At 69.4% G+C, this 25,498-nt stretch carries 25 protein-coding genes; 16 read left to right on the top strand and 9 right to left on the bottom strand.

Features of this window, described 5'->3' with window-relative positions; all coding sequences use genetic code 11:
• The 5 genes from AB0F41_RS23245 to AB0F41_RS23265 all read left to right on the top strand — a co-directional run.
• A partial coding sequence (locus tag AB0F41_RS23245) for an alpha/beta fold hydrolase (RefSeq protein WP_357427097.1) occupies positions 1-1,181 on the top strand: 1,181 nt, incomplete at its 5' end.
• A gap of 76 nt (positions 1,182-1,257) precedes the next feature.
• On the top strand, positions 1,258-2,256 hold the full coding sequence (locus tag AB0F41_RS23250; RefSeq protein ID WP_357427099.1) for an ABC transporter substrate-binding protein: 999 nt from the start codon (positions 1,258-1,260) through the stop codon (positions 2,254-2,256).
• Complete coding sequence (gene entS / locus AB0F41_RS23255) at positions 2,253-3,656, top strand: enterobactin transporter EntS (RefSeq protein ID WP_357427101.1); 1,404 nt, start codon at positions 2,253-2,255, stop codon at positions 3,654-3,656. The genes AB0F41_RS23250 and entS overlap by 4 nt, the downstream gene beginning before the upstream one ends.
• Positions 3,656-4,492: a siderophore-interacting protein gene (locus AB0F41_RS23260; protein ID WP_357427182.1), complete on the top strand. Its 837-nt coding sequence runs from the start codon at positions 3,656-3,658 to the stop codon at positions 4,490-4,492. Before entS ends, AB0F41_RS23260 begins: the two co-directional genes overlap by 1 nt.
• Before the next feature lie 8 nt (positions 4,493-4,500).
• Positions 4,501-4,743 carry a phosphopantetheine-binding protein gene (locus AB0F41_RS23265; RefSeq protein WP_357427103.1) on the top strand — a complete coding sequence of 81 codons (243 nt, stop codon included), beginning with the start codon at positions 4,501-4,503 and terminating at the stop codon, positions 4,741-4,743.
• Positions 4,744-4,790: 47 nt separating this feature from the next.
• Here AB0F41_RS23265 and AB0F41_RS23270 read toward each other — a convergent pair whose 3' ends face one another.
• Positions 4,791-6,443, bottom strand: a complete 1,653-nt coding sequence (locus AB0F41_RS23270; protein WP_357427105.1) for an AMP-binding protein — start codon at positions 6,441-6,443, stop codon at positions 4,791-4,793.
• Between the two features lie 85 nt (positions 6,444-6,528).
• On the opposite strand from AB0F41_RS23270, the gene AB0F41_RS23275 reads away from it, so the two are divergent.
• The 3 genes from AB0F41_RS23275 to AB0F41_RS23285 all read left to right on the top strand — a co-directional run bounded on the left by AB0F41_RS23275 (position 6,529) and on the right by AB0F41_RS23285 (position 9,230).
• Entirely contained in the window at positions 6,529-7,335 is an 807-nt protein-coding gene (locus AB0F41_RS23275) for an SDR family oxidoreductase (RefSeq protein ID WP_357427107.1), read from the top strand.
• A 9-nt stretch (positions 7,336-7,344) separates the two neighbouring features.
• Positions 7,345-8,493 (top strand): chorismate-binding protein, encoded by a 1,149-nt coding sequence (locus tag AB0F41_RS23280; protein WP_357427109.1) that lies wholly within the window; start codon positions 7,345-7,347, stop codon positions 8,491-8,493.
• Between the two features lie 80 nt (positions 8,494-8,573).
• Positions 8,574-9,230, top strand: coding sequence for an isochorismatase family protein (locus AB0F41_RS23285; protein ID WP_357427111.1), 657 nt, complete (start codon positions 8,574-8,576; stop codon positions 9,228-9,230).
• 47 nt (positions 9,231-9,277) lie between these two features.
• Here AB0F41_RS23285 and AB0F41_RS23290 read toward each other — a convergent pair whose 3' ends face one another.
• From AB0F41_RS23290 to AB0F41_RS23305, 4 genes are all read right to left on the bottom strand, one after another.
• Complete coding sequence (locus AB0F41_RS23290; protein WP_357427113.1) at positions 9,278-11,299, bottom strand: 5-oxoprolinase/urea amidolyase family protein; 2,022 nt, start codon at positions 11,297-11,299, stop codon at positions 9,278-9,280.
• Positions 11,296-11,916 carry an urea amidolyase associated protein UAAP2 gene (locus AB0F41_RS23295; protein ID WP_357427115.1) on the bottom strand — a complete coding sequence of 207 codons (621 nt, stop codon included), beginning with the start codon at positions 11,914-11,916 and terminating at the stop codon, positions 11,296-11,298. Before AB0F41_RS23295 ends, AB0F41_RS23290 begins: the two co-directional genes overlap by 4 nt.
• Entirely contained in the window at positions 11,913-12,662 is a 750-nt protein-coding gene (locus tag AB0F41_RS23300; protein WP_357427117.1) for a DUF1989 domain-containing protein, read from the bottom strand. Before AB0F41_RS23300 ends, AB0F41_RS23295 begins: the two co-directional genes overlap by 4 nt.
• A 64-nt stretch (positions 12,663-12,726) precedes the next feature.
• Positions 12,727-14,265 (bottom strand): sodium:solute symporter family protein, encoded by a 1,539-nt coding sequence (locus AB0F41_RS23305; protein WP_357427119.1) that lies wholly within the window; start codon positions 14,263-14,265, stop codon positions 12,727-12,729.
• A 186-nt stretch (positions 14,266-14,451) separates the two neighbouring features.
• Here AB0F41_RS23305 and AB0F41_RS23310 point away from each other — a divergent pair, with 186 nt between their 5' ends.
• Both AB0F41_RS23310 and AB0F41_RS23315 read left to right on the top strand, forming a co-directional pair.
• Positions 14,452-15,132, top strand: coding sequence for a helix-turn-helix domain-containing protein (locus tag AB0F41_RS23310; protein WP_357427121.1), 681 nt, complete (start codon positions 14,452-14,454; stop codon positions 15,130-15,132).
• Between the two features lie 51 nt (positions 15,133-15,183).
• Positions 15,184-15,987, top strand: a complete 804-nt coding sequence (locus tag AB0F41_RS23315; RefSeq protein WP_357427123.1) for an acyl-CoA thioesterase domain-containing protein — start codon at positions 15,184-15,186, stop codon at positions 15,985-15,987.
• 51 nt (positions 15,988-16,038) lie between these two features.
• Here the strand turns inward: AB0F41_RS23315 and AB0F41_RS23320 are convergent, their stop codons facing one another.
• Positions 16,039-16,506: a MarR family transcriptional regulator gene (locus tag AB0F41_RS23320; RefSeq protein ID WP_357427125.1), complete on the bottom strand. Its 468-nt coding sequence runs from the start codon at positions 16,504-16,506 to the stop codon at positions 16,039-16,041.
• A gap of 461 nt (positions 16,507-16,967) precedes the next feature.
• Here AB0F41_RS23320 and AB0F41_RS23325 point away from each other — a divergent pair, with 461 nt between their 5' ends.
• Positions 16,968-18,707, top strand: a complete 1,740-nt coding sequence (locus AB0F41_RS23325) for a BCCT family transporter (protein WP_357427126.1) — start codon at positions 16,968-16,970, stop codon at positions 18,705-18,707.
• Between the two features lie 50 nt (positions 18,708-18,757).
• Here AB0F41_RS23325 and AB0F41_RS23330 read toward each other — a convergent pair whose 3' ends face one another.
• Positions 18,758-18,997, bottom strand: coding sequence for a DUF6374 family protein (locus AB0F41_RS23330; RefSeq protein WP_357427128.1), 240 nt, complete (start codon positions 18,995-18,997; stop codon positions 18,758-18,760).
• A gap of 87 nt (positions 18,998-19,084) precedes the next feature.
• Positions 19,085-19,723, bottom strand: coding sequence for a TetR/AcrR family transcriptional regulator (locus AB0F41_RS23335; RefSeq protein ID WP_357427130.1), 639 nt, complete (start codon positions 19,721-19,723; stop codon positions 19,085-19,087).
• 155 nt (positions 19,724-19,878) lie between these two features.
• Between AB0F41_RS23335 and abc-f the strand changes: the two genes are divergently transcribed.
• The 3 genes from abc-f to AB0F41_RS23350 all read left to right on the top strand — a co-directional run bounded on the left by abc-f (position 19,879) and on the right by AB0F41_RS23350 (position 23,133).
• Positions 19,879-21,495: a ribosomal protection-like ABC-F family protein gene (abc-f, locus tag AB0F41_RS23340; RefSeq protein WP_357427132.1), complete on the top strand. Its 1,617-nt coding sequence runs from the start codon at positions 19,879-19,881 to the stop codon at positions 21,493-21,495.
• A gap of 77 nt (positions 21,496-21,572) precedes the next feature.
• A complete protein-coding gene (locus AB0F41_RS23345) occupies positions 21,573-22,193 on the top strand; it encodes a CatB-related O-acetyltransferase (RefSeq protein ID WP_357427184.1) in 621 nt (206 codons plus the stop codon).
• 127 nt (positions 22,194-22,320) lie between these two features.
• A complete protein-coding gene (locus tag AB0F41_RS23350) occupies positions 22,321-23,133 on the top strand; it encodes a MerR family transcriptional regulator (protein WP_357427134.1) in 813 nt (270 codons plus the stop codon).
• A gap of 14 nt (positions 23,134-23,147) precedes the next feature.
• On the opposite strand, the gene AB0F41_RS23355 is transcribed toward AB0F41_RS23350, so the two are convergent.
• Complete coding sequence (locus AB0F41_RS23355) at positions 23,148-23,423, bottom strand: hypothetical protein (protein WP_328392001.1); 276 nt, start codon at positions 23,421-23,423, stop codon at positions 23,148-23,150.
• A gap of 246 nt (positions 23,424-23,669) precedes the next feature.
• On the opposite strand from AB0F41_RS23355, the gene AB0F41_RS23360 reads away from it, so the two are divergent.
• A complete protein-coding gene (locus AB0F41_RS23360; RefSeq protein WP_357427186.1) occupies positions 23,670-23,939 on the top strand; it encodes a hypothetical protein in 270 nt (89 codons plus the stop codon).
• Positions 23,940-24,034: 95 nt separating this feature from the next.
• On the top strand, positions 24,035-25,489 hold the full coding sequence (locus tag AB0F41_RS23365; protein WP_357427136.1) for a DUF1254 domain-containing protein: 1,455 nt from the start codon (positions 24,035-24,037) through the stop codon (positions 25,487-25,489).
• Positions 25,490-25,498: the final 9 nt, after the last annotated feature.

The raw sequence follows: 25,498 nt of genomic DNA on the forward strand, positions 1-25,498 counted from the left end.
CCGGAACCGTGGCGGCCGGAACCGTGGCGGCCGGAACCGTGGCGGCCGGAACCGTGGCGGCCGGAACCGTGGCGGCCGGAACCGTGGCGGCCGGAACCGTGGCGGCCGGAGCCCTGGCGGCGGTGCTCGATGCGATGGCGGCTGTCCTGGGCATCGACCGGATCGGCGCGGACGACGATTTCTTCGCCGCCGGTGGGCATTCGCTCACCGCGGTCCGGCTGGTGGGACGGCTGCGGCGGGCGGGTCACGAGGTCGTGGTCGACGATGTCTTCGAGGCCCCCACCGCGCGGGCGCTGGCCGGCCGGATCGACGGCGTCGTGGTGCCCGGCGCACCGGGTGTCCGCACTCCGGGCGCCGCCGCTTCCGGTACCGGCGCGGTCGTTGCCGCCGCGGGCGCGGTTGTTCCCGGTTCCGGCGCCGCGGCCGCGCCGGTCTCGGAGGAGATCGCGATGCTCGGCCGCCGGCTCGACCATGTCTTGCGGCTGCGGGCGGCCGGTGCCGGGACACCGCTGTTCTGCGTGCATCCGGTGGGCGGAACGGCCTGGCAGTTCACCCCGCTGGCGCGGCGGCTGCGTGCCGACCGGCCGCTCATCGGACTCCAGCTGCCCGCACTGCGCGACGGCGATTCCGCCGTCGCCACCCTCGACGATCTGGCCGCCCGCTATGTGGCCACGATCCGGGAGATCCAGCCCGAGGGGCCCTACCATCTGCTGGGCTACTCACTCGGCGGCACTATCGCGCACGCGATGGCGGCGCGGCTGGTGGCGTCCGGCGCGGAGGTCGCGTTCGTGGGCCTGGTCGATTCGCATCCGCTGGCCAACCTGATCGATCAGGCGAACGGCGTCCTGGCCGACCCGTCCCGGCTCGACGAACTGCTTCCCGAACTCCCCGCGGACGCCCCCGATCTCGCGGCCCTGATCCGGGCCGCGGCGAGCGAACTACTGCGTATGGTGACCGTTTCGGAGACACCGCGCTACACCGGGCCGATGGCGCTGTACGCCGCCGACCCCGGTGGCGACCACGATGCCGCCCGGGTCGCCGCGCAGCTCGCCGGCTGGCGCGCGGCCGGAGCCCGCGTCACGGCACGCCGGTTGCCGTATACGCACTTCGGGATCGTGACCGACGACGGCTGGGCGGAGGTCGCGGCATTGCTCGACACCGATCCGGCGCTGCGGGCCTGAGATGCCGGCCCGCCCCGAGACTTCGCCGTGGCACCGTCCGGTGCCCCGGCGGTTCGAGAAAGAAAGTGAAACACCTATGTCGCTGTTATCCCGAAGCCGCTTCGCGGCCTGGCTACGCGCGGTAGTCGGCCTGTTCGTCGCGGTCGTCGCGGTCGCGGGCTGTAGCTCCTCCGCCGAACCCGCCGCCGAGGGCGGGACCCGGACGGTTCAGACCCAGAAGGGTGCCATCGAGGTGCCGTCCGATCCGCAGCGGGTCGTGGTGCTCAACGGCGCGCTCGCCGGTTACCTCTACGACCTCGATGTTCCGGTGACCGCCGCCGACACCCGGGTGCTCGGCGTCACCGACCGCAGCGGGAAGTTCCCCCCGACGTGGACCGCGGACGCGACCGAACAGGGCACCCAGGTGGTTCCGATCGGACAGAGCGTGAACGTGGAGTTCGTCGCCTCCATGCAGCCGGATCTCATCATCGGCGGCGGCCAGGGTTTCCCGGCCAAACAGTCGGTGGACGCCTACGACCAGCTCAGCGCGATCGCGCCGACCGTGCTGGTGCCCGGTGACGTCACCGGCTGGCAGGATCAGCTGAAACTGCTCGCCGAGGTGGTGAACAAGAGCGATAAGGTCGACGAGCTGCTCACGGCCTACAACGATCGTCTCGCCCAGGTGAAGAACGAGATCAAGGCTCCCGAGCAGAAGATCGGCTATTTCCAGTCGGCCTCCGACGGGCAGCCGAAGATGATCCTGTCCAACGCCGCCCTGCCGACCCTGCTCGCCGAACTCGGTTTCACCGCCGACGATCAGGTGGTGGCCAAGGCCGGTAACCCCGAGATCAACCCCTCCGCCGACTGGTTCAACTTCAGCCCCGAACTGCTGACCAAGGTCCTGGACCAGAAAGCCGTCATCGTGGTTCCGCTCAGCGGCGCCAAGAGCGCGGCCGATCTCGGCAAGGATCCGATGTACGCGCAGCTGCCCGCGTTCAAGGACAAGAAGGTCTACGAACTGCCGGCCACCAGCTACCGGCCGGACTACCGCGGCGTGATGAACACCCTCGACCTGATCTCGGAGCAGTTCAAGTGACGACCCCCGCCGGCCTCCTCATCGATCTCTCGCCGTTGCGGGAGAGCCGGCGGTTCCGCTGTGCCTTCGGCGCGCGACTGATCTCGGTCCTCGGCATCGGGCTGCTGATGGTGGCCCTGCCGGTGCAGGTCTACGACCTCACCGGATCGAGTCTGCACGTGGCCGGAGTATCGACGGCGATGGCCATCGCGCTGTTCGGCGGGAGTCTGGCCGGCGGTGTGATCGCCGATCGGTTCGATCGGCGCACGGTGATCCAGTGGTCGCGTTCCGCGGCCGGGGTGGCCTTCCTGGGTCTGGGCATCAACTCACTGCTGCCCGATCCGACGCTGGTCGTGATCTATCTCGCCGCGCTGCTGGACGGCGCGGCGGGTGGTATCAGCGGCTCGGCGCTCATGGCGCTGGTGCCGATGCTGGTGGGCCGCGACAAGGTCGCCGCGGCGGGGGCGCTGACCACCCTCACCTCGGATCTGGGCACGATGATCACCCCGGCCATCGCCGGTGTGCTCATCGCCCAGATCGGGGTCTCCTTCGCGTTCTTCGCCGCCGCGGTGGCGACCGTGGGCACGGTCGGGCTGGTGCGGGCGATCGGACCGGCGCCGCCGCCGGCCCGCGAGATCCGCAATCCGCTCGTCGAACTGGGGCAGGGCATCGGATTCGCCATGCGGCACCGCATCATCCGCGCGGTACTGGTGAGCGGATTGCTCGGCATGCTGGTGGCCGGACCGCTGGTGCTGCTGCCCGCCTTCGCCGACCGTGCGCTCGCGGCCGGTCCCGCGACCCTGGGCCTGCTCTACGCCGCACCCGGCGCGGGGGCCGTGCTGGGATCGCTGACCAGCGGCTGGATCGGCCGCGCGAACCGCAACGGACTCGTACTGCTGATCTCGCTGGCGCTCATGCCGGTCGGGGTCATCCTGGCCGGGATCTGGCCGCAGGCGGCCTGGAGTTTCTTCGGGCTGGCCGCGTTCGGTGTGGCCCGGGCGGTGAACAACATCCTGCGCTACGCGGTGCTGCAACAGAACGCCCCGGAGGATATGCGCGGGCGGATGTCGGGCCTGCTCATGGTGCAGTCGGTGACCGGCACCGCGGTCGGATCCATGGCGGCCGGTGCGGTCGGCAACCTCGTGGAACCCGGTACGGCCCTGGTGGTCTACGGGACGGCGGTGCTGGTCCTGTTCGTCCCGGCGCTGGTGCTCATGGCGCCGCTGGCCGGTCTCGCCGCTCCCGCTTCCGGGCCGGGCGGATCCGCCGGACGGGAAGGTCCGGCCGGGAAGACGTCCGATGCGGACGGTGCCGGACGTGCGCCCGGACCCGCAGAAGTCGCCGGGAGTCTGCCCGGCACGGGGGTGGTCCCACCGGTACAGCCCACCGGGATCGTGGACAAAGGAAAGGACGGTGTGTGATGGATCGCGGGGCCTACCGTGAACGGATCGCCGAAGTACTGGCCGGCTCGCACGGCGCGAAGGTCGGGTATCCGATCGGCCTGCGGGAAGTGGAGGTGATCCGTTCCGCGGCCGTGGGGTCCGGCCTGATCCGGATCACCTTCGGCGGGCCGGGACTCGACGGATTCCACAGTTACGTCCCGGACGAGCACGTCCGGCTGATCTTCCCCGATACCGACGGCGCGCTGCGGTTGCCCGTCCCCGACGGGCTGTCGCTGGAATGGCCGGCGCCGCGGCCCATCTCCCGGGAGTACACGGTGCGGCGGCACGACGCCGCGGGCGGGGAGCTCGATATCGATTTCGCGCTGCATCCCGGCGGTCTGGCCGCCGAATGGGCGCAATCGGTGGAGGTGGGTACCCGGATCCATATCGCCGGGCCGCCCGGTGGAGTGGTGGTGCCCACCAGCTACGACAACTACCTGTTCGCCGGTGATATCACCGCGTTGCCCGCGATCGCCCGGTGGCTGGAGTGGCTGCCGCGCGATACCAAGGGCTGGGCGTTCGTCGAGATCACCGACGCGGGCGAGGAGATCGAGCTGGACCCGCCCGCGGGTATCGAGGTCCGGTGGCTGCACCGGGGCGACGTACCGCCGGGCACCGGGGATCTGCTGGAGAAGGCGGTGCGTACGGCCGATGTGCCCGCCGGGGAGTCCGTGTACGCGTGGGTCGCGGGCGAGGCCGGGCAACTGCGTCCGATCCGCAAATGGATACGCGGTGAACTCGGTGTCGGGCCGAAGGACTGCCTGATCGCGGGCTATTGGAAACACGGGGTCGCGGATTTCGACCGCGAGGAATGAGGGATCAGATGACGAACGAATCGACGACGGCAACCGACCGCGACCGGTTCATCCGGGATGTGGCCGAGGTAATGGGTGTCGCCCCCGAGGAGCTGGCCACCGACACCAATCTGCTCGACGCCGGACTGGATTCGGTGCGCATCATGCAGCTGGTGGAGAAGTGGCGGTCCGAGGGCCATGAGACCGTCGATCCGATGTTGCTCGCCGGTGATCCGGTCCTGGATTCCTGGCTGGAGGTGCTGTGCCCGTGACCGGGCGGTCCCGCGAACCGCGCGTCGCGCGCGGTTCGCGGAACCGGTCACTGCTCGCCGTGGCCTTCGGCCAGCAGGCGCCGCAGATCGCGGCGACTGGTTTTGCCGACCCCGGTCTCCGGGAACTCGGCGACCGTGACCACGGCGTCCGGCATCTTCCAGGCCGCGATACCGCGCCGGCGCACGAAGGCGCGGACGGTGGTCAGAGTGGGCGGCGTTTCCGGGTCCACGGGCTGGACGAAAGCGCAGATGCGCTGTCCGAGAACGGGGTCGGGCGTGCCCACGATCACGGCATCGCGGATACCGGGATGTTCGAGCAGGTAGGCCTCGAGCTCTTCGGCCGACACCTTCTCACCGCCCCGGTTGACCCAGTCGCCGGCGCGGCCCTTCACCACGAGGTTGCCGTCGGGACGCAGCGCGACGATATCGCCGGTGCGGTACCAGCCGTCCTCGGTGAAGCTGCGGGCGTTGGCCTCGGGGTTGTCGTAGTAGCCGCGAATCGTGTACGGGCCCTGGGTCATCAGATTCCCGTCCGCGCCCGGCGCCACCTCGGCGCCCGCGTCGTCGACAATCTTGATCCGGTCGTATTCCGACATCGGCCGGCCCTGGGTGGCGACCACCACGTCGAGCGGATCGTCGAGCCGGGTGTAGCAGACCAGGCCCTCGGCCATCCCGAACACCTGCTGCAGGGTGGCGCCCAGCGCGGGACCGACCCGCTCGGCCAGCTCGTCCGGGCAGCGGGCGCCGCCGACCTGGAGCACCCGCAGGGTGGACAGATCGGGCAGCTCGCCGCCTTTTTCGGCCCGTTCGACCCACAGCCGCGCCAGCGGCGGGACCAGCCCGGTGATGGTGACACCGAAACGTTCCACGGCCGCGAAGGCGGTCGACGGGGTGGGATCCGGTGTCATGGCCACGGTTCCGCCCGCGTAGAGCGCGCCGAGGATGCCCGGCGAGCTCATCGGGAAGTTGTGGGCCACCGGCAGGGTCGCGAGATAGACGCTGTCCGGGCCGAGTTCGGTGATCTCGGCGCTGCGCCGGACGCTGTAGAGGTAGTCGTCGTGGGTGCGCGGGATGAGCTTCGGGATACCGGTGCTGCCGCCGGACAGTTGCAGGAAGGCCACCGCCGCGGCGTCCACCTCCGGCAGTTCACCGGGTTCGTCGCGGAAGTCCGCGAGATCGGCCGCGCCCGCGGCGAATTCGTGGTCCGGGTTATCGGTGAGCAACAGGATGTGCCGCACTCCGGCGACCTTGCCGCGGACCGTCTCCGCGAGCGCCGCGTAGTCGAAATGCTGGTGGCGGTCGCTGGTGATCATCGCGACCGCACCGCTGGCGGCGGCGATGGGTACCAGTTCGGCTTCGCGGTGCGCGGGCAGGCAGAACACCGGCAGCGCGCCGAGACGGAACAGCGCGAAGATCACTTCCACGAATTCGGCACGATTGGGCAACTGCACCAGGACCCGGTCGCCCGGCTCGATTCCGAGCCGGCGAAACCCGGTGGCGAGGGAGCGCGCGCGGCGGTCGAGTTCGGCGTAGGTCCAGCGGTTGTTCGCGTCGACGACGGCGATCGCCTCGGGGGTGTTCTTCGCTCGGTCGGTCAGCAGGTTGCCGAATGTTTCACCGGTCCAGAGCTTTTCGGTACGAAACCGGTCGGCTTGGTCCGGCGGCCACGGTGTGAAACCGGGGAGCGCGGGCGTTGGCATGGAGCACCTCTTTCCGATCGGCGATCTTGTTCGATATCACACCGTAACGCTGGCTTTACGATGTAACTCAGGTTAGGCTAACCTAATGGGCACGAAGCAATGGGGCGAAGGGGTAATCGTCACCGGAGCCGCCGGGGGGATAGGCGCGGCAATCGCCACCGACCTCGCGGCGGATTCTCCACTCGTCTCGCTGTGGGACCGGGATACCCGGGTACACGACACGGCCGGCCGGATCGGCCGGCAGTACGAGGACACCCGGGCCCAGGCCACCGAAATCGATCTCACCGATCCGGCAGCCGTCACGCGGGCCTTCGACGAACACCTCGCCGAATTCGGCGCACCGCGGGTGGTGGTACACGCCGCGGGAGCGATGATCGGCGGTTCCGCGCTGGACACCCCGGCCGACGAATGGCTGCGCTGCCTCGCCGTGAACGCCAGCGCCGCGGTGTACGTCGCCCAGCGGGCGGCCCGCGAAATGGTCGCCGCGGGCGGCGGCTCGATCGTCGTGGTCTCGTCCAACTCCGCCACGGTGCCGCGGGTGAACCTGGCGCCCTACGGCGCGGCGAAAGCGGCCGCCACCGCCTACGCGCGGTCGCTGGCACTGCAGGTCGCACCGCACGGTGTCCGGGTGAACGTGGTCTCTCCGGGATCGACCGACACCCCCATGCTGCGCGGAATGTACGCGGACTCCGATGCCCACGGACTCGGTGCGGACGCCCGGGCGAGCCTGCTCGACGGTGACCCCGAGAACTACCGGCTGGGCATCCCGCTGCGGCGTATCGCCGAACCGGCCGATATCGCCGGCACCGTCCGCTTCCTGGTTTCCGACGCCGCGCGCCACATCACCATGCACGACCTCCGGGTCGACGGCGGCGCAACGCTGGATATGTGACACGAGAGGATGATCATCATCAACGCCGAGTATTCCGCGGACACCGCGGATCCCGCCTTTGTCCTGTCCCGGCCGCAACGCACCGTGACCGCGTCCGCCGGGGGCCGTGTCTTCCACAGCGCCGCCGAAGCCGTCGCGCAACTGCGGGCGCGCCGGATCACCCATATCGTCGGCGCGCTGCCGTTCACGCCGGGCGCCCCCGCGGCGCTGTGGGCGCCGGACACCGTCTCGGTGACCGACGGTCCCCGCGCGCCACGTCCGGTGACCGCGCCCGATATCGCGGTGACCGAGCAGCTACCCGAACCCGAGGAGCATGTCCGCCGGGTGGCCACGGCGGTCCGGCTGCTCGCCGATCCCACCCACCCCCTGCGCAAGGTGGTGCTGGCCCGCCGGCTGCGGGCCCGGGCCGATCGCGCGGTCCGGGCCACGGATCTGCTGGATCTGCTGGTCTCCACCGACCCGGCCGGTAACGGCTACCTGGTCGACCTGTCCGCCGCGGGCGGCGTCTACACCGGGCGGCATCTGGTGGGCTCGAGCCCGGAGATCCTGGTGCGGCGCATCGGGTCCCAGGTCACCAGCCATCCGCTGGCCGGTTCGGCGCGGCGTATCGCGGAAGATCCGGTGGCCGACCGGATCGCGGCCGACACTCTCCTCGGCTCGGCCAAGGACCAGCACGAACACGGCTACGTGGTCGATCACGTGGCGAGTGTGCTGCGCGACCGGTGCACCGATGTGCGTACCCCGGCCAAGCCGGACCTCACCGAGACACCGGCCATGTGGCATCTGGGCACCACGATCGGGGCGACGGTATCGGCGGCGGGCCCCTCGGCGCTGGAACTGGCCGCGGCCCTGCACCCCACCCCGGCCATCTGCGGCACCCCCACCGCGGCGGCCGCCCGGCTGATCGCCGAACTCGAGGGCGAGCGCGGTTTCTACGCCGGCGCGGTCGGCTGGTGCGACGCCGACGGCAACGGCGAATGGATGGTCAGCATCCGCTGCGCCGAACTGGCCGCCGACAACAAGACCCTGCTGGCGTACGCGGGTGGTGGCATCGTCGCCGAATCCGATCCCGGCGACGAACTGGCCGAGACCACCGGCAAACTCCAGCGCGTCCTCGGACCGCTCGGTGTGGCCGGCCGGCCCGCGGCCGTGCCCTGACCTCGAACCACACGCTACTGCGCCCGGGCCCGCCGCTGTCCAGAAAGTTGGCGGGCCACAACAGATGAGGAGTTCTGGCCATGCCTATGCAGCCGATCGCACCGTACGCGATGCCGTCGCTGGACGAGGAGATCACCAACCGGGTGTCCTGGAGACTCGACCCCGACCGATGCGCTCTGCTCATCCACGATATGCAGAACTATTTCCTCACCGCCTACCAGCTGGACCAGGATCCGGCGCGGACGATGATCGCCAATATCGACCGGCTCCGCACCCTGTGCCACGAACTGGGCATCCCGGTGATCTACAGCGTGCAACCGGGTGATCAGCATCCCGACCGGCGCGGGCTGCTGGCCGATTTCTGGGGCACCGGGATGTCGGACGGGCCCGATACCGAGGTCATCGCCGAGCTGAAGCCCGAAGAGCAGGACATCCGGGTCACCAAATGGCGGTACTCGGCGTTCCAGCGCACGGATCTGCGCCAGCTGCTGGGCTACCGCAATCGTGATCAGCTGGTGGTCACCGGGGTCTACGCGCATATGGGTTGCATGCTCAGCGCGGCGGAGGCGTTCATGAACGATATCCACGCGTTCATGGCGCACGACGCCGTCGCCGATTTCAGCCGCGAAGAGCATTCGATCGCGCTAAAGTACACCGCCCGCCGCTGCGGCATGGTGTTGAGCACCGACCAGATGCTCGAGCAGTTGCAGTCGACCGTGGTGCGCGCGGGGGCCTGAGCACGGCGCCGGTGCGCCCGGGCCGCGCGCACCGGCCGGCCGCGCGTTCAGCCTGCCGGTGTGCGCTCGGTCAATTCGCCGGAGCGGCGCCAGGATTCGCGTTCCGCCGCGAACGCGGCATTCTGGCGGGCCCGGAAGGCGTCGATGGAATCGGCGTTGTCGTCCAGGAAGCGGCGGTGCTCCGCCAGCCGGAATTCGCCGGGAGTGGTGCGCAGTTCGCCGCGGCCGGCCGCGAAATCCGCCCGCAGATCCAGGAGTTCGGCGGCCTCCACCGGATACCAGCGGATGCGGTCGAAGAAGCGCAGCAGCCACGGGGTCTCCGTATCGGTGCCCCGGCTCCACACCTGGGTGGTGCGGCCCACGAACTGATATCCCCCCGGACCCTCCATCCCGTAGATGCACAGATAGGCGCCACCGATACCGACGGCGTTCTCCGGGGTCCAGGTGCGCGCGGGGTTGTATTTGGTGGTGATCAGCCGGTGCCGGGGGTCGGTCGGGGTGGCCAGCGGCGCGCCCAGATACACATCACCGAGCCCGAGAACCAGGTACTCGGCCGCGAATACCGTATCGAAAACGTCGTCGACGCTGTCCAATCCGTTCATCCGCCGGATGAATTCGATATTCCACGGGCACCACGGGGCGTCGGCGCGCACCCCGTGCATGTACCGGGTGATCGCTTCCCGGGTGGCGGGATCGTCCCAGGACAGCGGCAGGTCCACCGTGCGGCTGGGCACCACCAGATCGTCGGCCGCCGGGAGTTCCCGTTCCGCCTCGACCAGCAGGTCCAGGGCGGCCGCGGTGCGCAGGACGGCCGGATCCAGGCGGAGCTGCAGAGAGCGCACACCCGGTGTCATCTCGGTGATCCCGCGTTCGCGTCCGGCGCGCAGTCGTTCGTGCAGGGCGTGCACCCGGGCGCGCAGTTCGAGGTCCAGGGTCATCTCGCCGTATTCGACGAGGATTCCGTCATCACCCGCGCGCCGGTAGGTGACGGCCGTGCCGTCCGCGGTCTCGCCACGCCGCAGCACACCGTCGTCCCCGTCGCCGCCGGAGGACAGCACCACCGGCCAGTCCGCCCGCCGGGCCGCGCCGAGTTCGCCCGGTGGGGCGCTGCGGTCGGCCCGGACGGCCACGAAACGGACGGTGTCGCCGGGACACAGCTGACCCAGTTTCCACAGGTCCGCGGCCGTGACGGTCACCGGGCACACGAATCCGCCCAGACTGGGACCGTCGGGGCCGAGCAGGATCGGGGTGTCGCCGGTGAAATCCAGCGCGCCGACGGTGTAGGCGGTGTCGTGGATATTCGACGGATGCAGTCCGGCCTCGCCGCCGTCGTCGCGGGCCCAGCGGGGTTTGGGCCCGATCAGCCGGACCCCGGTGCGGTCGGAATTGAAATGCACCTCGTAATCGGTGCGCAGCAGGGTGTCGATATCGGCGCGGGTGAAGAACTCCGGCGCCCCGTGCGGACCCTCGGTGACGGCGACCTGCCAGTGCCGGGTCAGCACCGGCTGTTCCCCGCCGGGTACCGCGCCCGTCGGCGGCCCGGCCGCGGGACCCACCGGCAGTGTGTCACCGGCCGCGAGCGCGCGGCCCTGCACTCCGCCGAACCCGCCGAGGGTGAAGGTGGCGGCGCTGCCGAGGTATCCGGGCAGCCGCAGACCGCCCGACACCAGGACGTAGCAGCGCAGACCGGGCCCGCGCACGGTTCCGACGTCGAGAGTGTCACCGGCGGACACCAGGATCGGGCGCCACATGGGGGCCGGGCGTCCGGCCACCGTCACCTCGACCGGCGCCCCGGTGACGCATACCCAGGCCGGTGCCGCGAACCGCAGCGCCGGACCCGCCATGGTGCATTCCAGCCCGGCCGCCCCCTCGGGGTTGCCCAGCGCGCGGTTGCCGAGCCGGAAGGACAGATCGTCCATGGGCCCCGACGGCGGCACCCCGATATGCCAGTACCCGGTGCGGCCCGGCCAGTCCTGCACCGTGGTGAGCAGTCCGGGCCGTTCGACGGTCACCCGCGGATCGGCCGGCGCCGCGGGCGCGCGGTCCGGTGCCGCCGCCGGGGCGGTCATCGCGTCACCACCATGCGGACCGGGGTGGGGTCGAAACCGTTGCAGGGGTTGTTGATCTGCGGGCAGTTCGATACCAGCACCAGGGTGTCGATTTCGGCGCGCAGCGATACCGTCTTCCCCGGCGCGGACAATCCGTCGACGATGCCGAGCGTGCCGTCGGCCTCCACCGGCACATTCATGAACCAGTTGATGTTGGACACCAGGTCCCGTTTGCCCATACCCCATTTCGCCGCCTCGAAGAGGAAGTTCTCCACACAGGCGTGCTGGTGGCGGGTGTGCTGTCCGTAGCGCAGAGTGTTCGACTCCTGCGAGCAGGCGCCGGCGATGGTGTCGTGGTTGCCGACCTCGTCGGCGACCACGGTCATCAGCGCGGTGCCCGAATCGGTGCGCAGCACACTGCCCGTGGTGAGGAAGATATTGCGCTGCGCGGTGATCGTGGCCTGCGCGCTGTAGCGGTCGGTGTGGTCGGCGGCGGAATACAGCAGGCAGTCGACGGCCTGGTTACCGTGCAGGTCGATGATGTCGAGACGCTCCCCGGCCCGGACGATCGCCGACCACGGCGCGCGGGCCGGTACGGTTTCGTCGAGGACGACGGTCGCTGTCGCGGCGTTGCTCATATCCACTCCTGTCGAGTCCGGGCGGCCGACCAGGCCTGTTCGGTGTTGTCCACGGCGCGCCGGTATTCCGGATCGCTGTTGAGCGCGGTCACGTCGATGTGGTCACCCGGCCAGGCGACCAGGTCGAGATCGGTGACCGGCGCGTCGTCCAGGGGATGAGCGGTATTGACCACCAGCACCGTGACCGGCAGCTGGATCAGTAGTTCGAGGTAGCCGCCCGCACCGGCGGAACCGGTGGCCGCGAGGGCGCCGTCGGCGCCGACGCGGACTCCCCGGAACAGCGCGAGGGTGGGACCGATATCGCGGGCGGTGAGGTCGTGTTTCATGGCGGCGCGCGCCAGGAGTTCGCGGCCCTGCGGTCCGGCACCGCACAGCGCGTCGTGCCGGCCCGACGTATCGGCGACGACGGTGGCCAGTACCCGGCCCTGGTCGGAGAGCAGCGGGTGTCCGTCACCCAGGTAGGCCTGCCACGGGACCTTGACGGTATCGGCGATATTCAGGCGCTCCCACGGGGCTTCGGCGCGCAGCAGGAACAGATGGGCGCAGGCCGCGCCGTGCGGGTCCGCGATCCGCAGCCGGGTGCCGCGACCCAGCACGGTGCCGAGGTAACCCTCGGCCGGGAGGCGGACGGTCCAGGTGGTGTCGGCGGCGGTGATGCCTTCGGGCAGGTCCGGTTCGGCGGTGGCCGTGGCCTGGGCGCGGGCGTGTTCGCGGGCGCCGGCCGTCGAGGAGGTGGTGGAGGTCATCGTCTTTCCTTGCTCGTCGGTGGGCAGGGTTTCGGTGGGCAGCGGGTGCGCCGGTGCGGGCCGATCAGCCGTGCTGGACGATCGGTGCCGCCGCCGGTTCGGGAAGGGCGGCCGGACCGGCGAGTTCCGTTGCGGTGGTGTCGGTAACGGTGGGTTTCGTGGTGGCGGGCCCCGTCTCGGCGGGGCGCGGCGGCCGCACGGCGAGGGTCACCAGGAAGGCCACCAGTGAGGCCAGGAAGCCCAGGAAGGTGGGCCAGCCGTCGAATCCGGGACCGATCAGCGAATTATCGATGTACAGCACGGTGTTGGGGACGCCGTACATGGTCGGCGTGAGGGCGAACAGCACCAGCCGGACACCGAGCCCGGCCACCATCGCCGCCACCGCCGCCGCGGTGGTGATCCGCTTGGTGAGGTGGGCGGCCACGAACGGCACGATCAGCCCGGCCAGCATCAGATCGAAGGCGAGGGTGAGCAGGATTCCGGTCTGCGGCACCTCGATCGCGAAGAAGATCGCGACCGCCGCGACCGGGATCATGGTGAGCCGGACGTCGCGCAGCAGGGTGTCGCGCCCGGCGGCGTCGGTGCGTTCGGTGCGGCCGGCGATATTGCGGGTGGCCACGGCCGCGGTTCCGAGGATCGCGCCGTTGGCGGTGGAGCAGGAGGCGGCGACGATCGCCGAGAGCACCAGGATCGCGAGTCCGGCGGGCGCGTGTTCGTCGAGCAGGGCCAGCAGCCGCGGGCCGCCGTCGGCGTCGACGATATCCGTGGTGGCCAGGGCGACCAGCGCGTACGGGATACCCACCACCGCGGTGCCGGCGGCGCCCACGAAGCAGGCGCGCCGGGCGATCTCGGGGGAGCGGGCCGAGAAGATCCGCTGCATGAAGTCGATGGCGACGATATCGCCGATACCGAGGGCGATGAGGGTGGCCCAGTTGATGGCCGCGCCTTCGGAGGTGTTGCTCAGCTGACCGAGGTCGAAGGGACCCATCCCGTCGGGAATATTGATTCCGTAGGTCGATCCCACCCAGATCAGCAGCGCGAGCGAGCCGATGACGGTGATCACCATCTGGGCCAGCGCCGTATAGGCGTCGCTGAACATTCCGCCGGTGACGGTGTAGGTCAGCACGATCGCCACGATGAGCAGGACCCCCGCGGTGTAGGGGATGCCGAGGAAGCGCTCGAACAGATAGCCGCCCGCGACCAGATTGCCCGCCAGCAGGATGCAGAAGCTGAAGATCATCAGCAGGGAGGCGGCCAGTTCGACGCCGCGCCCGTATTTGATCCGGTAGAAGTCCGGCAGCGTCAGCAGGCCCATCCGGTTCATCGGCTTCGCGAAGAAGATCCCGGTGAGCAGCAGGCACAGTCCGAGGCCGAGCGGTAGCGAGGCGCCGGCCCAGAAGCCCAGGGATCCGGACAGATCGGTATTGCCCAGGGTGGCATTGGAATCGACGGCCTGGCCCATGAGCCCCGCCGCGACCAGTGGTAGGCCCAGGGATCGTCCGGCGACGAGGAAGTTGACGCTGTCTCCGTCCACTTTGCGTGAAACCAGCAGGCCGATGCCGATTACCGCGAACACGCTGATCGCGATTCCGAGAATGATCATGGCCGTGGGCCCTTCATCCGACACGAATATCTGTCGACTGAAAGTTTTCCTGGGCGGGAAGACGCCGTGGTGACGGCGATGTATCCGTATCGGGATCGCGCGTAACGTCTGCGTTGCCGATATTTCTGTCAAGTGACAGAAATATCTCCGGAGGGCTCCGCCTGTCTGTCGGGGACAATGGCAGGTATGACCCAACTCGGTCCGGGCCGGCCGCGCCTCGAGCCGCGGCGCCGTCAGGGGCACACGCCGCGTGCCGAAATCCTCGACGCCGCCGCCGAACTCTTCACCACCAAGGGCTACGGCAACACCTCCACCCGGGCGATCGCCGAGGCGGTGGGGATCCGCCAGGCCTCGCTGTACCACCACTTCGCGGCCAAGGACGATATTCTCGACGCCCTGCTCGGCGAGACCATCGCGGCGGCGGTGGAACTCGCCGGACTGCTGCGTGGGCGTCCCGAACCGGCCGCGGTCCGGTTGTACGCGCTGGCCCGCTTCGATCTGGAACAGCTGTGCGCCGCGCGGTGGAATATCGGGGCCCTCTATTTTCTGCCCGAATTGCGCGGCGACCGGTTCGCGCGGTTCCGGTTGCGTCGCGACCACCTGCGGGAGGGTTATGAGGCGCTGGCGGCCGGGGCGGTGGCCGAGGCCGGGGTCGCCGGCGTTCCCGGCGCCGAGGTGCTGCCGTTCCGCCTGGTGGAAACCGTGATCAATATTCGCACCGACCAGGGCGAGGTATCCGCCGACGCGCGGCGGGCGATCGCCGATGCCGGGTTGCGGTCGCTGGGGTGGCAGGGCGATCTCGGGACCCTGGCCGCCGAAGCGGACGCGCTGACCGCCGCGGTCCGCGAACAGGGCGCCACGGGGTAGCTGGAGGGGCTCGCGAAACTAGAACGTGTTGTAATTCACGGACGGGTTCGCGTGAGAGGAGTCGAGACCGTGTTCGCGTTCTTCACCAAGGAGGGTGCGCAGTACCTGCCCACCCCGATCGCCATGTCGAGCTGGAGCCCGACCCAGGTCAGCGGGCCCGCCATCTGCGGACTGCTGGCCCGCGAGCTCGATACCCGCTCGCCCGGCCCGGAATTCGTCCCGGCCCGCTTCACCGTCGATCTGTTCCGTCCGGTCGGCGACGATCCCGCCACGCTGCGCAGCACGGTGGTGCGCGAGGGTAAGCGGATCTGTGTCGCCGACGCCGAGTTGCTACAGCGCGGCGAGGTGCATTCCCGGGCGACCGTGGTGTATCTGCGCACCGGCGAAACTCCCGAGGGGCAGCTGTGGCAGCCCGGGCGCGAGCTGCCGGTGCCCGACACCCCCGATACCGAAACGGGTGCGCACCCGCTGTTCAAAAGTGGGGACGGGGCCTGGACCAAGGATTTCGCCGCCACCCAGAACGGTGCGCGCAAGGCGATGTGGCAGAACATGCTGCCGGTGGTCGCCGGCGAGCCCGTGACCCCGTTCCAGCGCGCCGGTATGGCCGCCGACGCCGCGAGTCTCATGTCGAACTGGGGTACCGCCGGTATCGGCTATATCAACTCGGATGTGACCCTGACCCTGGCCCGGCTGCCCGAAGGGCCGGGGATCGGACTGATCGCGCAGGATGAGGTGGCCGCCGCGGGTATTTCGGTCGGAGCGGTCACCGTCTACGACCGCTCCGGCGCGCTGGGTGCGGCGGTGGTGACCGCGCTGTCCAATGCGCGGCGCCAGGTCGATATGCGACGCTACTGACCTCCGGTCACGGCGTAACTGACCTGCGGTGACGGCGTTACCGACCTCCGGTCACGGCCGCGCCTCGGTGGGGGAGGGTCGCGGCCACGGGCGCGCCTCCCGGACCTCGAGATCGGTGTTGAAGCGCTGGAGGTAGGCCGCGAAAGTCTGTACGTCCTCCGCGGTCCACTCGTGCAGTACCCGGTCCAGCGCGCTGACGTAGTAGTCCCGGTCGGCACGGACGCGCCGCTCGCCCTCCTCGGTGATGCGGAATTTGCGTGCTACGCCGCCGCCGGGATCGGGGATGCGTTCGACCAGGTCGGCTTTCATCATGGCCGCGGTCTGCCGGTGCACGGTCGAGGCGTCCAGGCCGAACGCGTCGCTGAGTTCGCCGATGGACATGGGGCCTTCGATACCGAGACGCCGGAGCACCAGATAGGCGCTGCGTTCGAGGTGGTCGGGCCGGCGCAGGTGGGCATTGAGGCTGTGCCGGCCCAGCAGCATGGTCTCGAATTCGATGCGTTCGGTCTGCTTTTCCATGGCGGGTGTCCTGCTCGTTTCGTCGACCCGGACAGCTCGCAAGCCGTCCCGCGAGTCGTTATACCATGCGCCCGGAACTGTGTTGCATCCTACATATTATATGTATGGTGCAATACGCCGGGAGCGTGCATCGACGCGCGTCGTGTACCGCCGCGGCCGGTCGCCCGGGCCGGTCACCGCACGTCACCGGGCCCGCCGCCGGACGAGGAACGCGGCGGCGCGGGTCGCCGTCTCGGGTCCGGATCCGGGTTTCCGGCCGAGCCCGAAATGTCCGCGGAGACGCGGCGCGCCCAGGGGTCGTTCCGTGTTCGGCGCGTCGCACATGGGTGGGCGGGGTACGGTTTTTCCCGGAACATCCCGTTCGGTGGCGTTGTCGCGATACCCCGAGAATTCGGATTTCGACCGGTCCTCGCAGGTCGCGATGCCCCGCCGGGCACAGTGCGATCTGAAAGGACTCGTCCATGGCGATCGACACCGGCGGAGTCTCCCCGGCGCGCGACAGCGGTCTGCCGGGCAGACCGGGAGGCAGACGGTCGGGGCGCCGCCTCGATTGGCTGGTCTTCGGGATCACCTCGGTCGGGGCGGTGGCCTTCGTCCTGTGGGGGATCCTCGACCAGGAGAGCCTGGCCCGGGTGGCCTCCAACGCCCAGACCTGGGTGATCACCAATACCGGCTGGATGTTCGTCCTGGTGGCGACCTCGTTCGTCGTCTATGTGGTGTGGCTGGCATTGAGCCGCTACGGCAAGATCCCGCTCGGTGCCGACGACGAGACGCCCGAGTTCCGGACGGTGTCCTGGATCGCCATGATGTTCAGCGCCGGTATGGGCATCGGCCTGATGTTCTGGGGTGTGGCCGAACCGCTCACGCATTTCACCTCCCCGCCGCCGGGCACCGCCGAAGCCGAGAGCCCGCAGGCGGCCGAGGTCGCGATGGAGACCACGCTGTTCCACTGGACCCTGCACCCGTGGGCCATCTACGCGGTCGCGGGTCTCGCCATCGCCTACAGCACCTTCCGGCGGGGGCGTTCGCAGCTGTTCTCCTCGGTGTTCCGTCCGCTGCTCGGCCGCAACGCGGAGGGGGTGGGCGGCAAGGCGATCGACATCATGGCGATTTTCGCGACGCTGTTCGGGTCGGCCGCCTCGCTCGGGCTCGGGGCGCTGCAGATCGGCGCCGGGTTCGAATTCAACGGCTGGGTGGACGCCGTGGGCAAGGTCGGGCTGGTGCTGGTGATCACCGGACTCACCATCGCGTTCGTGCTGTCCGCGGTCTCCGGAATCGCCCGTGGCATCCAGTGGCTGTCGAATATCAACATGGTGCTCGCGGTGACCCTGGCGGTTTTCGTCTTCGTCGCCGGACCCACCCTGTTCATGCTGAACTTCCTGCCCACCGCGCTCGGTGACTATATCGGCGACCTGCCGACCATGGCCTCGCGTACCGGCATCGCCGGGGGCGAGGAGATGGAGAAGTGGCTGTCGCAGTGGACCATCTTCTACTGGGCGTGGTGGATCTCGTGGACCCCCTTCGTGGGCATGTTCATCGCGCGGATCAGCCGCGGTCGCACCATCCGCCAGTTCGTCGCGGGCGTGCTGCTGGTGCCGAGCCTGGTGAGCCTGGTGTGGTTCGTGATCTTCGGCGGCGCGGCCATCCGGCAGCAGACCGATACCCACGACCTCACCGAGGCCGACGGCAGCGTGAACCCCGATTTCGCACTGTTCCACCTGCTCGACGAGTATCCGCTGACCTCGATCACGACCGTCCTGGTGATGATCCTGGTGGGAATCTTCTTCGTCTCCGGTGCGGATGCGGCGTCGATCGTGATGGGAACGCTGTCCGAGCGCGGGAGTATCGAACCGTCCCGGCTCACCGTGATCTTCTGGGGTACGGCCACCGGCGCCGTCGCGGCGATCATGCTGGTGATCGCCGATTCGAATGATTTAGGCGGGGCGCTCACCGGACTACAGGCGCTCACCACGGTGGTCTCGCTGCCCTTCATGGTCGTGATGGTGATGATGTGCGTCTCGCTGTACCGCGATGTCCGCAGCGACCCGATCATCGTCCGCGCCAACCTGGGCGTGGAACTGGTCGAGGGCGCGGTACTGCAGGGTGTGGAGCGGCACGAGGGCGAATTCGAACTCGTCACCTCACCGATCGAGGAGGTCGCGGCGGTCGAGGTCGACACCACGAAGGTGCGGCGCGACTGACAACGGCGTCGCGTGAACCGGCCCATCCGCGGATCGCGGACGGGCCGGTTTCAGTAGCGGCGGCTCCGGAAATCCAGGCAGGCGCGGCCGGGTGCGGCGGCCGGTTGCGGCCGGGGCGCGCGGTTCTGGGTGGCCTCGATATAGATGGTCAGGCCGGTACTCAGCTTTCCGGCCAGCGCCTCGAGCTGATCGGGGGAGAGGGACTCGCCGAAGGCCGCCGCGGCGAGAAGTCGTTCCCGTACCTGTTCGAGGTTGAGCCTGGCGAATGGGATGGGGGCGAGTTCGGGCATGTGGGGTACCGTACCCGAATTCGAACATACTTTCGATAGCTGTGCGCCGGGTCTTCCGGCGATCGGCCGCGGGCCGGTCGCCATCGGTCAGCGGGTGGCGTCCGGTGGCGGCGGGCCGGCGAACGCACCGGCCTGTGCGGCCAGTGCGGCGGTACCGGCCGCTCGATCCGGGAGCCGCGGGTCCGGTGGGGTACGCAGTAGTGCCAGTTCGTGATACAGCGGTGCGGTCGCGGCGATGAGCAGCGCGCGGGCGTCGACGGGGGGTGCGATCTCACCGCGCCGGATCGCTCGTTCGACGATGATCTCGGACTGGAGGTAGCGGTCCTCCCACAGCCGCCGCAGGGAGCGGGCGGCCTCCTCCGAGCGGAACGAGACCGCGATCAGTGCCGCCGCGATCGACGGCTCCTCGGTCAGTGAATCCTGGATCTCGTGATTGAGTACGGCCAGGTCGCCGCGTAGGGATCCCGTATCGCGGGGGTGCCAGTCGATATCGGCGGCCGCGGCCAGGACGTCGGTGATGAGGCCGCCGACATCGTGCCAGCGGCGGTAGACGGTGGTGCGGTGGACCCCGGCCCGGGCGGCGACCGTATCCACGGTGAGGGCGTCGTAACCGTGCTCGGTCAGTTCCGCGTGTACGGCGTCGAGTACCTGGGTGCGGATACGGGCGGTCCGGCCACCCGGTCGCGGTGCCGGGCGCGGGGGGCCGTCCGGGGGTGGGGAGGTCATAGGTGGTGATCCTGTTGCTCGCGAAGACGTGGTGTGGCACCATGCTAATGCAACAGTAGTCGCACTAGTGAGGTGGCCGATGCTCATTCGAAGCGTTCATCCCGTCCTGCGGTCCGGTCGGATCGTGTCGAACTCGAATGCTTCGGAGAGTGTCCATGCCCACCCAGATCACCGCGCTCGCGGTCGGCAAATCCTTCGACGGACGGCCTGTTCTCGATGAGGTGACGTGTTCGCTCGCCGCGGGTGAGCGGACCGGAATCATCGGCGAGAACGGATCCGGCAAATCCACCCTGCTGCGCCTCCTCGCCGGGCGCGAGCGGCCCGATCGGGGCCGGATCGTCGTCCAGGCCACCGGCGGGATCGGCTACCTCGCCCAGGAAGAGGAGCTGCCATCCGGGATGACGGTCCAGCAGGTCGTCGACCGGGCGCTGCATGAGCTGCGCGCCCTGGAGAACCGGATGCGCCACTTGGAGAACGCGATGGCCGCCGGCGACGAGACCGTGCTGACCGAATACGGCGAACTGACCGGCGTATTCGAGCTGCGCGGCGGATACGACGCCGACGCGCGGGTGGAACGGGCCCTGCACGGCCTCGGTCTGGGGCTGGTGGCTCGGGACCGCGCGGTCGGCGGGCTCTCCGGTGGCGAGCAGGTCCGGTTGCGGCTGGCCGCGGTACTGGCCGCCGGATCCGAGGTGCTGCTGCTGGACGAGCCGACCAACCACCTCGACGACGAGGCGCTGACCTGGCTGGAAAACCATCTGCGCACCCGTCGCGGTACGACGGTGACGGTTTCGCACGACCGGGTGTTCCTGGAGCGGGTGGCCACCTCGCTGCTGGAGGTCGACGCGGATCTGCGGCAAATCGTCCGCTACGGCAACGGCTACGCGGGTTTTCGTGCCGAGCGGTCCGCGGCCCGGCAGCGCTGGGCGCAGGACCGTGCGCAATGGGAAGCCGATATCGAGTCGCTCCGCGAGACCGTCGCCACCACGGCGCGGCGGGTCGCGCCGGGCCGGGCGATGAAGGACAACAACAAGATGGCCTACGACCGGGCGGGCGGCCGGGTGCAGCAATCGCTGGCGGGACGAGTCCGCAACGCCGAAGAACGATTGCGCCGCCTGCTCGCCGACCCGGTTCCGCCGCCACCGCAACCCCTGCGCTTCACACCGGCGTTGCGAACCGGTGAGGCCCACGGCACCGTGCTCGAGGCCCGCGATATCTCCGTCGAAGGCCGGCTCGCCCCGTCGAGTATCGGCCTCGCGCCGGGCGACCGCGTGTTGATCACCGGATCCAACGGCGCGGGTAAGACCACCTTGCTGCAAGTGCTCGCCGGCACCCTCGCACCGGACGGCGGCACCGTCACCCGGCGCGGGCGGGTCGGATATCTCGCCCAGGAGCCGCCGCCCGCCGAACCGGGGCAGACCCTGCGGGCCGCCTTCGCACGGGGCCGGGGCGGCGATATCGAACGGCATACCGAGCAACTGCTCTCGCTCGGGCTGTTCACCCGCGACCGGCTCGGCTCCCGCGTAGCGGAGCTGTCCACCGGGCAGCGGCAGCGGCTCGCCCTGGCACGACTGGTCTGCGAACCGTGGGAGGTACTGCTACTCGACGAGCCCACCAACCACCTCGCACCGGGGCTCGTCGAGGAGCTGGAAGCCGCCCTGGCCGACTATCGCGGCGCCCTCGTCGTCGTCAGCCACGACCGCCGGTTGCGGGCGCGCTGGCAGGGCTCCCGCCTCGAATTGCGGCCGCCCGCGCCCGCCCCGGCCCGCTGATACCCGTCCCCGCACCCGAAGGAGTCCCCGTGCCCGACCCCACCCCCACCCCCGCCGACCCGGCCGTCCTCCATCCGATGCCCGGACAGCCCCGGGTAGTGCTGTTGAAGCCCCTGGTCACCTCACCGTTGATCGAGGTCGGTGAGTTCTCCTACTACGACGACCCCGACGACGCGACCGCGTTCGAAACCCGGAACGTGCTGTACCACTACGGACCCGAGAAACTGATCATCGGCAAGTTCTGTGCGCTCGGCACCGGGGTGCGGTTCATCATGAACGGCGCGAACCACCGGATGGACGGCCCGTCGACCTTCCCGTTCCCCACCATGGGCGGATCCTGGTCGGAGCATTTCGATCTGCTCACCGATCTGCCGAATCGCGGTGACACCGTGGTCGGCAACGACGTCTGGTTCGGCCATGGGGCGACGGTGCTGCCCGGGGTTCGTATCGGGCACGGCGCGATCATCGGCGCCGGGTCCGTGGTCACCGCCGACGTACCCGATTACGGCATCGTCGGCGGCAATCCGGCCCGCCTGATCCGGACCCGCTACGACGAGCGGGATATCGCGCGGTTGCTGGCGGTGGCGTGGTGGGACTGGTCGCCGGCACATATCACCGCCCACGTGCGGACCATCATGTCGGGCAGTGTCGCCGACCTCGAGGCCGCCGCCCCGGATATCCGGGGTCGACCCTCGTGACCGCGGCCGTGTCCTGCGATCCGGACAGTCCGGCCGCGGAGTACCTGCGGGCGGGAGTCGGGATCGAGCCGCCCGGAGCCTGAGCGCGACAGTCGCGGGGGCGCGGTGAGCTGTCAAACTGGTGTGTATGACGAACGCCGCTCAGGACGACGTGGAGCACGAAGGCCGGACCGTGGGTGTGACGGCAGCACTGCTGGGGGTCACGGTGCGCGCACTGCACCACTGGGATGAGATCGGGCTGGTCCGTGCCTCGGCGCGGACCTCCGGGGGCTACCGGCTCTACACCGGTGGCGATATCTCCCGGGCGCGGCGCGTGCTCGTATACCGGGAACTGGGGGTGGCGCTCGACGAAATCGGTCAGCTGCTCGACGCTCCCGCGTCGGCGACCGACTCGCTGCGCCGCCAGCGCGACCGTGTCCGCGCGTATGCCGCCCGGCTGAACCGGACCGCCGAGGCCTTGGATCGCCTGATCTCGGCCCGGGAGGAGGGCCTCCTGCTGTCCGACGAGGAGCAGGTCGAAATCTTCGGGGAGCGATGGCAACCCGACCATGTCGACGAGGCGCGGGAGCGCTGGGGCGATACCGGGCAGTGGGCGGAATACGCGGAACGCAGCGCCGATCGGACGGCCGAGGACTGGCGGCGGATCGCCGCCGACGTCCGGGCCCTCGAAGCGGATATGGCGGCCGCGCATCGCGGCGGGATATCACCCGGTAGCGACGTGGCGGGGGAGTTGGCCGAGCGGCACCGTGTCTCGATGGACGTGTACTTCGACTGCAGCCACGAGATGCATGTGTGTCTCGGCCGCGGTTACGTCGCCGATCCCCGGTTCATCGACTATTACGACGAGATCGAACCCGGACTGGCCCATTGGCTGCGCGACGCCATCGAGGCGAACGCGCGAGCCCACGGGGTCGATCCGTCCGCGGCGACCTGGAACTGATCGCGGCGGCCGGCTCAGCCGATGACGGCGTTCATGATGGTGCCGGCGCTGGTGGCGATCACACCGCCGATCATGGCTCCGGCCACCATCTTCGGCGATTCCAGCCCGCCGCCCGACCATTTCTCCCAGGCGAACCTGCCGCCGGCGTAGATGATCGCGCAGATCCCGGCCAGCAGGACGAACCAGGTGAGATACCGGACCAGTTGCAGGAATTTATCGGAGATGGGTGGCGCTTCGGGGGTGGGATTGCCGATTTGCGCCAGCGTATCGGTCACGGCGGCCAGTATCATCTCGCAGCTCACTTGGGTATTCGGGGCGGGCGGGAAACGCACTCGCATCGTAACCGCTCGCCGGGACGGTCGCAGTAATCCCAGCTCCGGGCCGGGATTCGGGTCACCAGCGGTTATAGCGTGAAAGCCGCTGCGCGGCAAGAACTTGCATCGTGGCGCCACCGGTCTGGATGATGGAGGCGGGGCCGTGCGCCCCGCAGGTTGTCGGCGAGGGAGCAGACGGTGAGCATCATCGCGGCGTCATTCATGGACGCAGTTTCGGTATACGCACAGGTCACGGATCCCACCCCGGAGCCGCCACCACTGGCGGACAAGATCATGCAATTCGTCCGGTACGCGACCTGGCTCGCGATTCTCTCGGGAATCGTCAGCATCGTCTACGCGGGCGGGCGATTCGCCTGGGAGAAGTGGTCGGGCAGCGGCCTGCAGTCGCCGAAGATGGTGGCCGGAGCCATGATCGGCGGGGTCGTCGCGACCAGTGCGGGCACCATCATGAATACCGTTCTCGAGATCTGAGAACGGCCACGCCGACCGCGTCGGCAACCCTCCGGCTACCTCGGGGCGTATCCTGCCATCAGTCCTTCGACACGCGATGATCAGGGAGTATGCCAATGGGCGAGGCCCGGGCCGCGGCAACCGGCGATCCCATGCGGGCGCCGGAAGCCGACCGTCTCCGATTGACCCGGCGCTCGATGCTGGGTCTGCTCGCGATGGCGGGACTGACGGCCTGCGGGGGAGGCGACGAGGACAGTGATATCCCTCCGTCGGGGAGCCCGGCCGATCGGCGTGAGGTCGCCAGCGATGCCTATGTCTTCGGGTATCCGCTCGTCCTGCTGGATATGATCCGGGACCGGGCGCTCGAATACGCGGCACCCAACCGCTTCCAGCACACCTCCTCGCTGCCCGCCGCCAGCCAGCGCACCGTCCCCCGCATCGATCTGGACAACTTGTACTCGGTGGGCTGGCTGGACCTGCGTGACGAACCGGTCCTGTTCCGGGTGCCCGAGATCGGGGAAGACCGCCGCTGGGCGATGCAGGTTCTGGATGCCTGGACCAATACCGTGTCCTCGCCGAACAGTGTGCACCCGGAGACCGAGCCGGACGCGGATCCGCCGTTCACCTATGCCGTCACGGGTCCGGGCTGGTCGGGGAGGCTTCCGGAAGGGGTCGTCGAAATCCCGGTTCCCACTTCGGATGCCTGGTTGTACGGGCGGATCGAGGTCCGTGGTCCGTCCGATGTGCCCGCCGTCCGGCAGATCCAGTCGCAGTTGCGGCTTTCGGCGCTGAGCGCGTGGAACACACCGGCCGCCGCGGAATCCGATTCGATACCGGAGAATCAGGACTGGTCCGAGTCGGCCACCCAGAACCGGGTCGAACAGTTGCCCGTCCGGGATTTCTACCAGCGGATATGCGATTCGATGGTGGATAATCCACCCGCTCCGGCCGACGAACCCTCGATGCGGCGATTCGCGACGATCGGGATCCGGCCCGGAGGGAAGCCGCAGGGAGTGAGCACCGGTGAGCTGGAGGCCGGGGCGGATGCCGCGAGGAAGAAGATTCTCGCCTACGTGGACCCCTCCAGCCAGCAGCGCAACGGCTGGGTGCTCGACACCAATATCGGCAGGTACGGCACCAACTACCTGCTCCGCGCGGCGACCGCCTACCGGGGGGTCGGCGCGAACCTGTCGGTGGTGGTCGTATACCCGGCGCTGTTCGACGAGGCCGACGACAACGGCAACCCGTTGAATTTCGTCCTCCGATTCGATCCGGGACAGGCCCCGCCGGTGGCCACCTTCTGGTCGCTCACGGCCTACGATTCGCACGGCTTCCTCGTGCAGAACCCGGCCGGAATCCAGACCGTCGGTCACTGGGAGGCGCCGGAGCTCGCACCCGACGGGGCGCTCGAGATCGCGGTACAGGCCGCCGATCCGGGTTCGCAGGTTCCGCGGACCAACTGGCTGCCGATACCGGAGCGGGGACAGTTCTCCCTGCTGCTGCGCATGTACAACCCGGAACCGCGGGTGCTGGAAGGGCAGTGGTACCCGCCGCCGCTGGTACCTCGCTGACCCCTCGCT

Source organism: Nocardia sp. NPDC024068 (genome assembly GCF_040638875.1).
Classification (GTDB): domain Bacteria; phylum Actinomycetota; class Actinomycetes; order Mycobacteriales; family Mycobacteriaceae; genus Nocardia.

Excerpts from the sequence above, each read along its gene's own strand:
- AB0F41_RS23290 (WP_357427113.1), bottom strand. The coding sequence starts at position 11,299 with ATGACCGCCCCGGCGGCGGCACCGGACCGCGCGCCCGCGGCGCCGGCC.
- AB0F41_RS23250 (WP_357427099.1), top strand. The coding sequence starts at position 1,258 with ATGTCGCTGTTATCCCGAAGCCGCTTCGCGGCCTGGCTACGCGCGGTA.
- AB0F41_RS23285 (WP_357427111.1), top strand. The coding sequence starts at position 8,574 with ATGCCTATGCAGCCGATCGCACCGTACGCGATGCCGTCGCTGGACGAG.
- AB0F41_RS23300 (WP_357427117.1), bottom strand. The coding sequence starts at position 12,662 with ATGACCTCCACCACCTCCTCGACGGCCGGCGCCCGCGAACACGCCCGC.
- AB0F41_RS23320 (WP_357427125.1), bottom strand. The coding sequence starts at position 16,506 with ATGGAAAAGCAGACCGAACGCATCGAATTCGAGACCATGCTGCTGGGC.
- AB0F41_RS23345 (WP_357427184.1), top strand. The coding sequence starts at position 21,573 with ATGCCCGGACAGCCCCGGGTAGTGCTGTTGAAGCCCCTGGTCACCTCA.
- AB0F41_RS23335 (WP_357427130.1), bottom strand. The coding sequence starts at position 19,723 with ATGACCTCCCCACCCCCGGACGGCCCCCCGCGCCCGGCACCGCGACCG.
- AB0F41_RS23260 (WP_357427182.1), top strand. The coding sequence starts at position 3,656 with ATGGATCGCGGGGCCTACCGTGAACGGATCGCCGAAGTACTGGCCGGC.
- AB0F41_RS23265 (WP_357427103.1), top strand. The coding sequence starts at position 4,501 with ATGACGAACGAATCGACGACGGCAACCGACCGCGACCGGTTCATCCGG.
- AB0F41_RS23360 (WP_357427186.1), top strand. The coding sequence starts at position 23,670 with ATGGACGCAGTTTCGGTATACGCACAGGTCACGGATCCCACCCCGGAG.
- AB0F41_RS23325 (WP_357427126.1), top strand. The coding sequence starts at position 16,968 with ATGGCGATCGACACCGGCGGAGTCTCCCCGGCGCGCGACAGCGGTCTG.
- AB0F41_RS23365 (WP_357427136.1), top strand. The coding sequence starts at position 24,035 with ATGGGCGAGGCCCGGGCCGCGGCAACCGGCGATCCCATGCGGGCGCCG.
- AB0F41_RS23350 (WP_357427134.1), top strand. The coding sequence starts at position 22,321 with ATGACGAACGCCGCTCAGGACGACGTGGAGCACGAAGGCCGGACCGTG.
- AB0F41_RS23275 (WP_357427107.1), top strand. The coding sequence starts at position 6,529 with ATGGGCACGAAGCAATGGGGCGAAGGGGTAATCGTCACCGGAGCCGCC.
- AB0F41_RS23355 (WP_328392001.1), bottom strand. The coding sequence starts at position 23,423 with ATGATACTGGCCGCCGTGACCGATACGCTGGCGCAAATCGGCAATCCC.
- AB0F41_RS23295 (WP_357427115.1), bottom strand. The coding sequence starts at position 11,916 with ATGAGCAACGCCGCGACAGCGACCGTCGTCCTCGACGAAACCGTACCG.
- AB0F41_RS23270 (WP_357427105.1), bottom strand. The coding sequence starts at position 6,443 with ATGCCAACGCCCGCGCTCCCCGGTTTCACACCGTGGCCGCCGGACCAA.
- AB0F41_RS23310 (WP_357427121.1), top strand. The coding sequence starts at position 14,452 with ATGACCCAACTCGGTCCGGGCCGGCCGCGCCTCGAGCCGCGGCGCCGT.
- abc-f (WP_357427132.1), top strand. The coding sequence starts at position 19,879 with ATGCCCACCCAGATCACCGCGCTCGCGGTCGGCAAATCCTTCGACGGA.
- AB0F41_RS23330 (WP_357427128.1), bottom strand. The coding sequence starts at position 18,997 with ATGCCCGAACTCGCCCCCATCCCATTCGCCAGGCTCAACCTCGAACAG.
- AB0F41_RS23280 (WP_357427109.1), top strand. The coding sequence starts at position 7,345 with ATGATCATCATCAACGCCGAGTATTCCGCGGACACCGCGGATCCCGCC.
- AB0F41_RS23305 (WP_357427119.1), bottom strand. The coding sequence starts at position 14,265 with ATGATCATTCTCGGAATCGCGATCAGCGTGTTCGCGGTAATCGGCATC.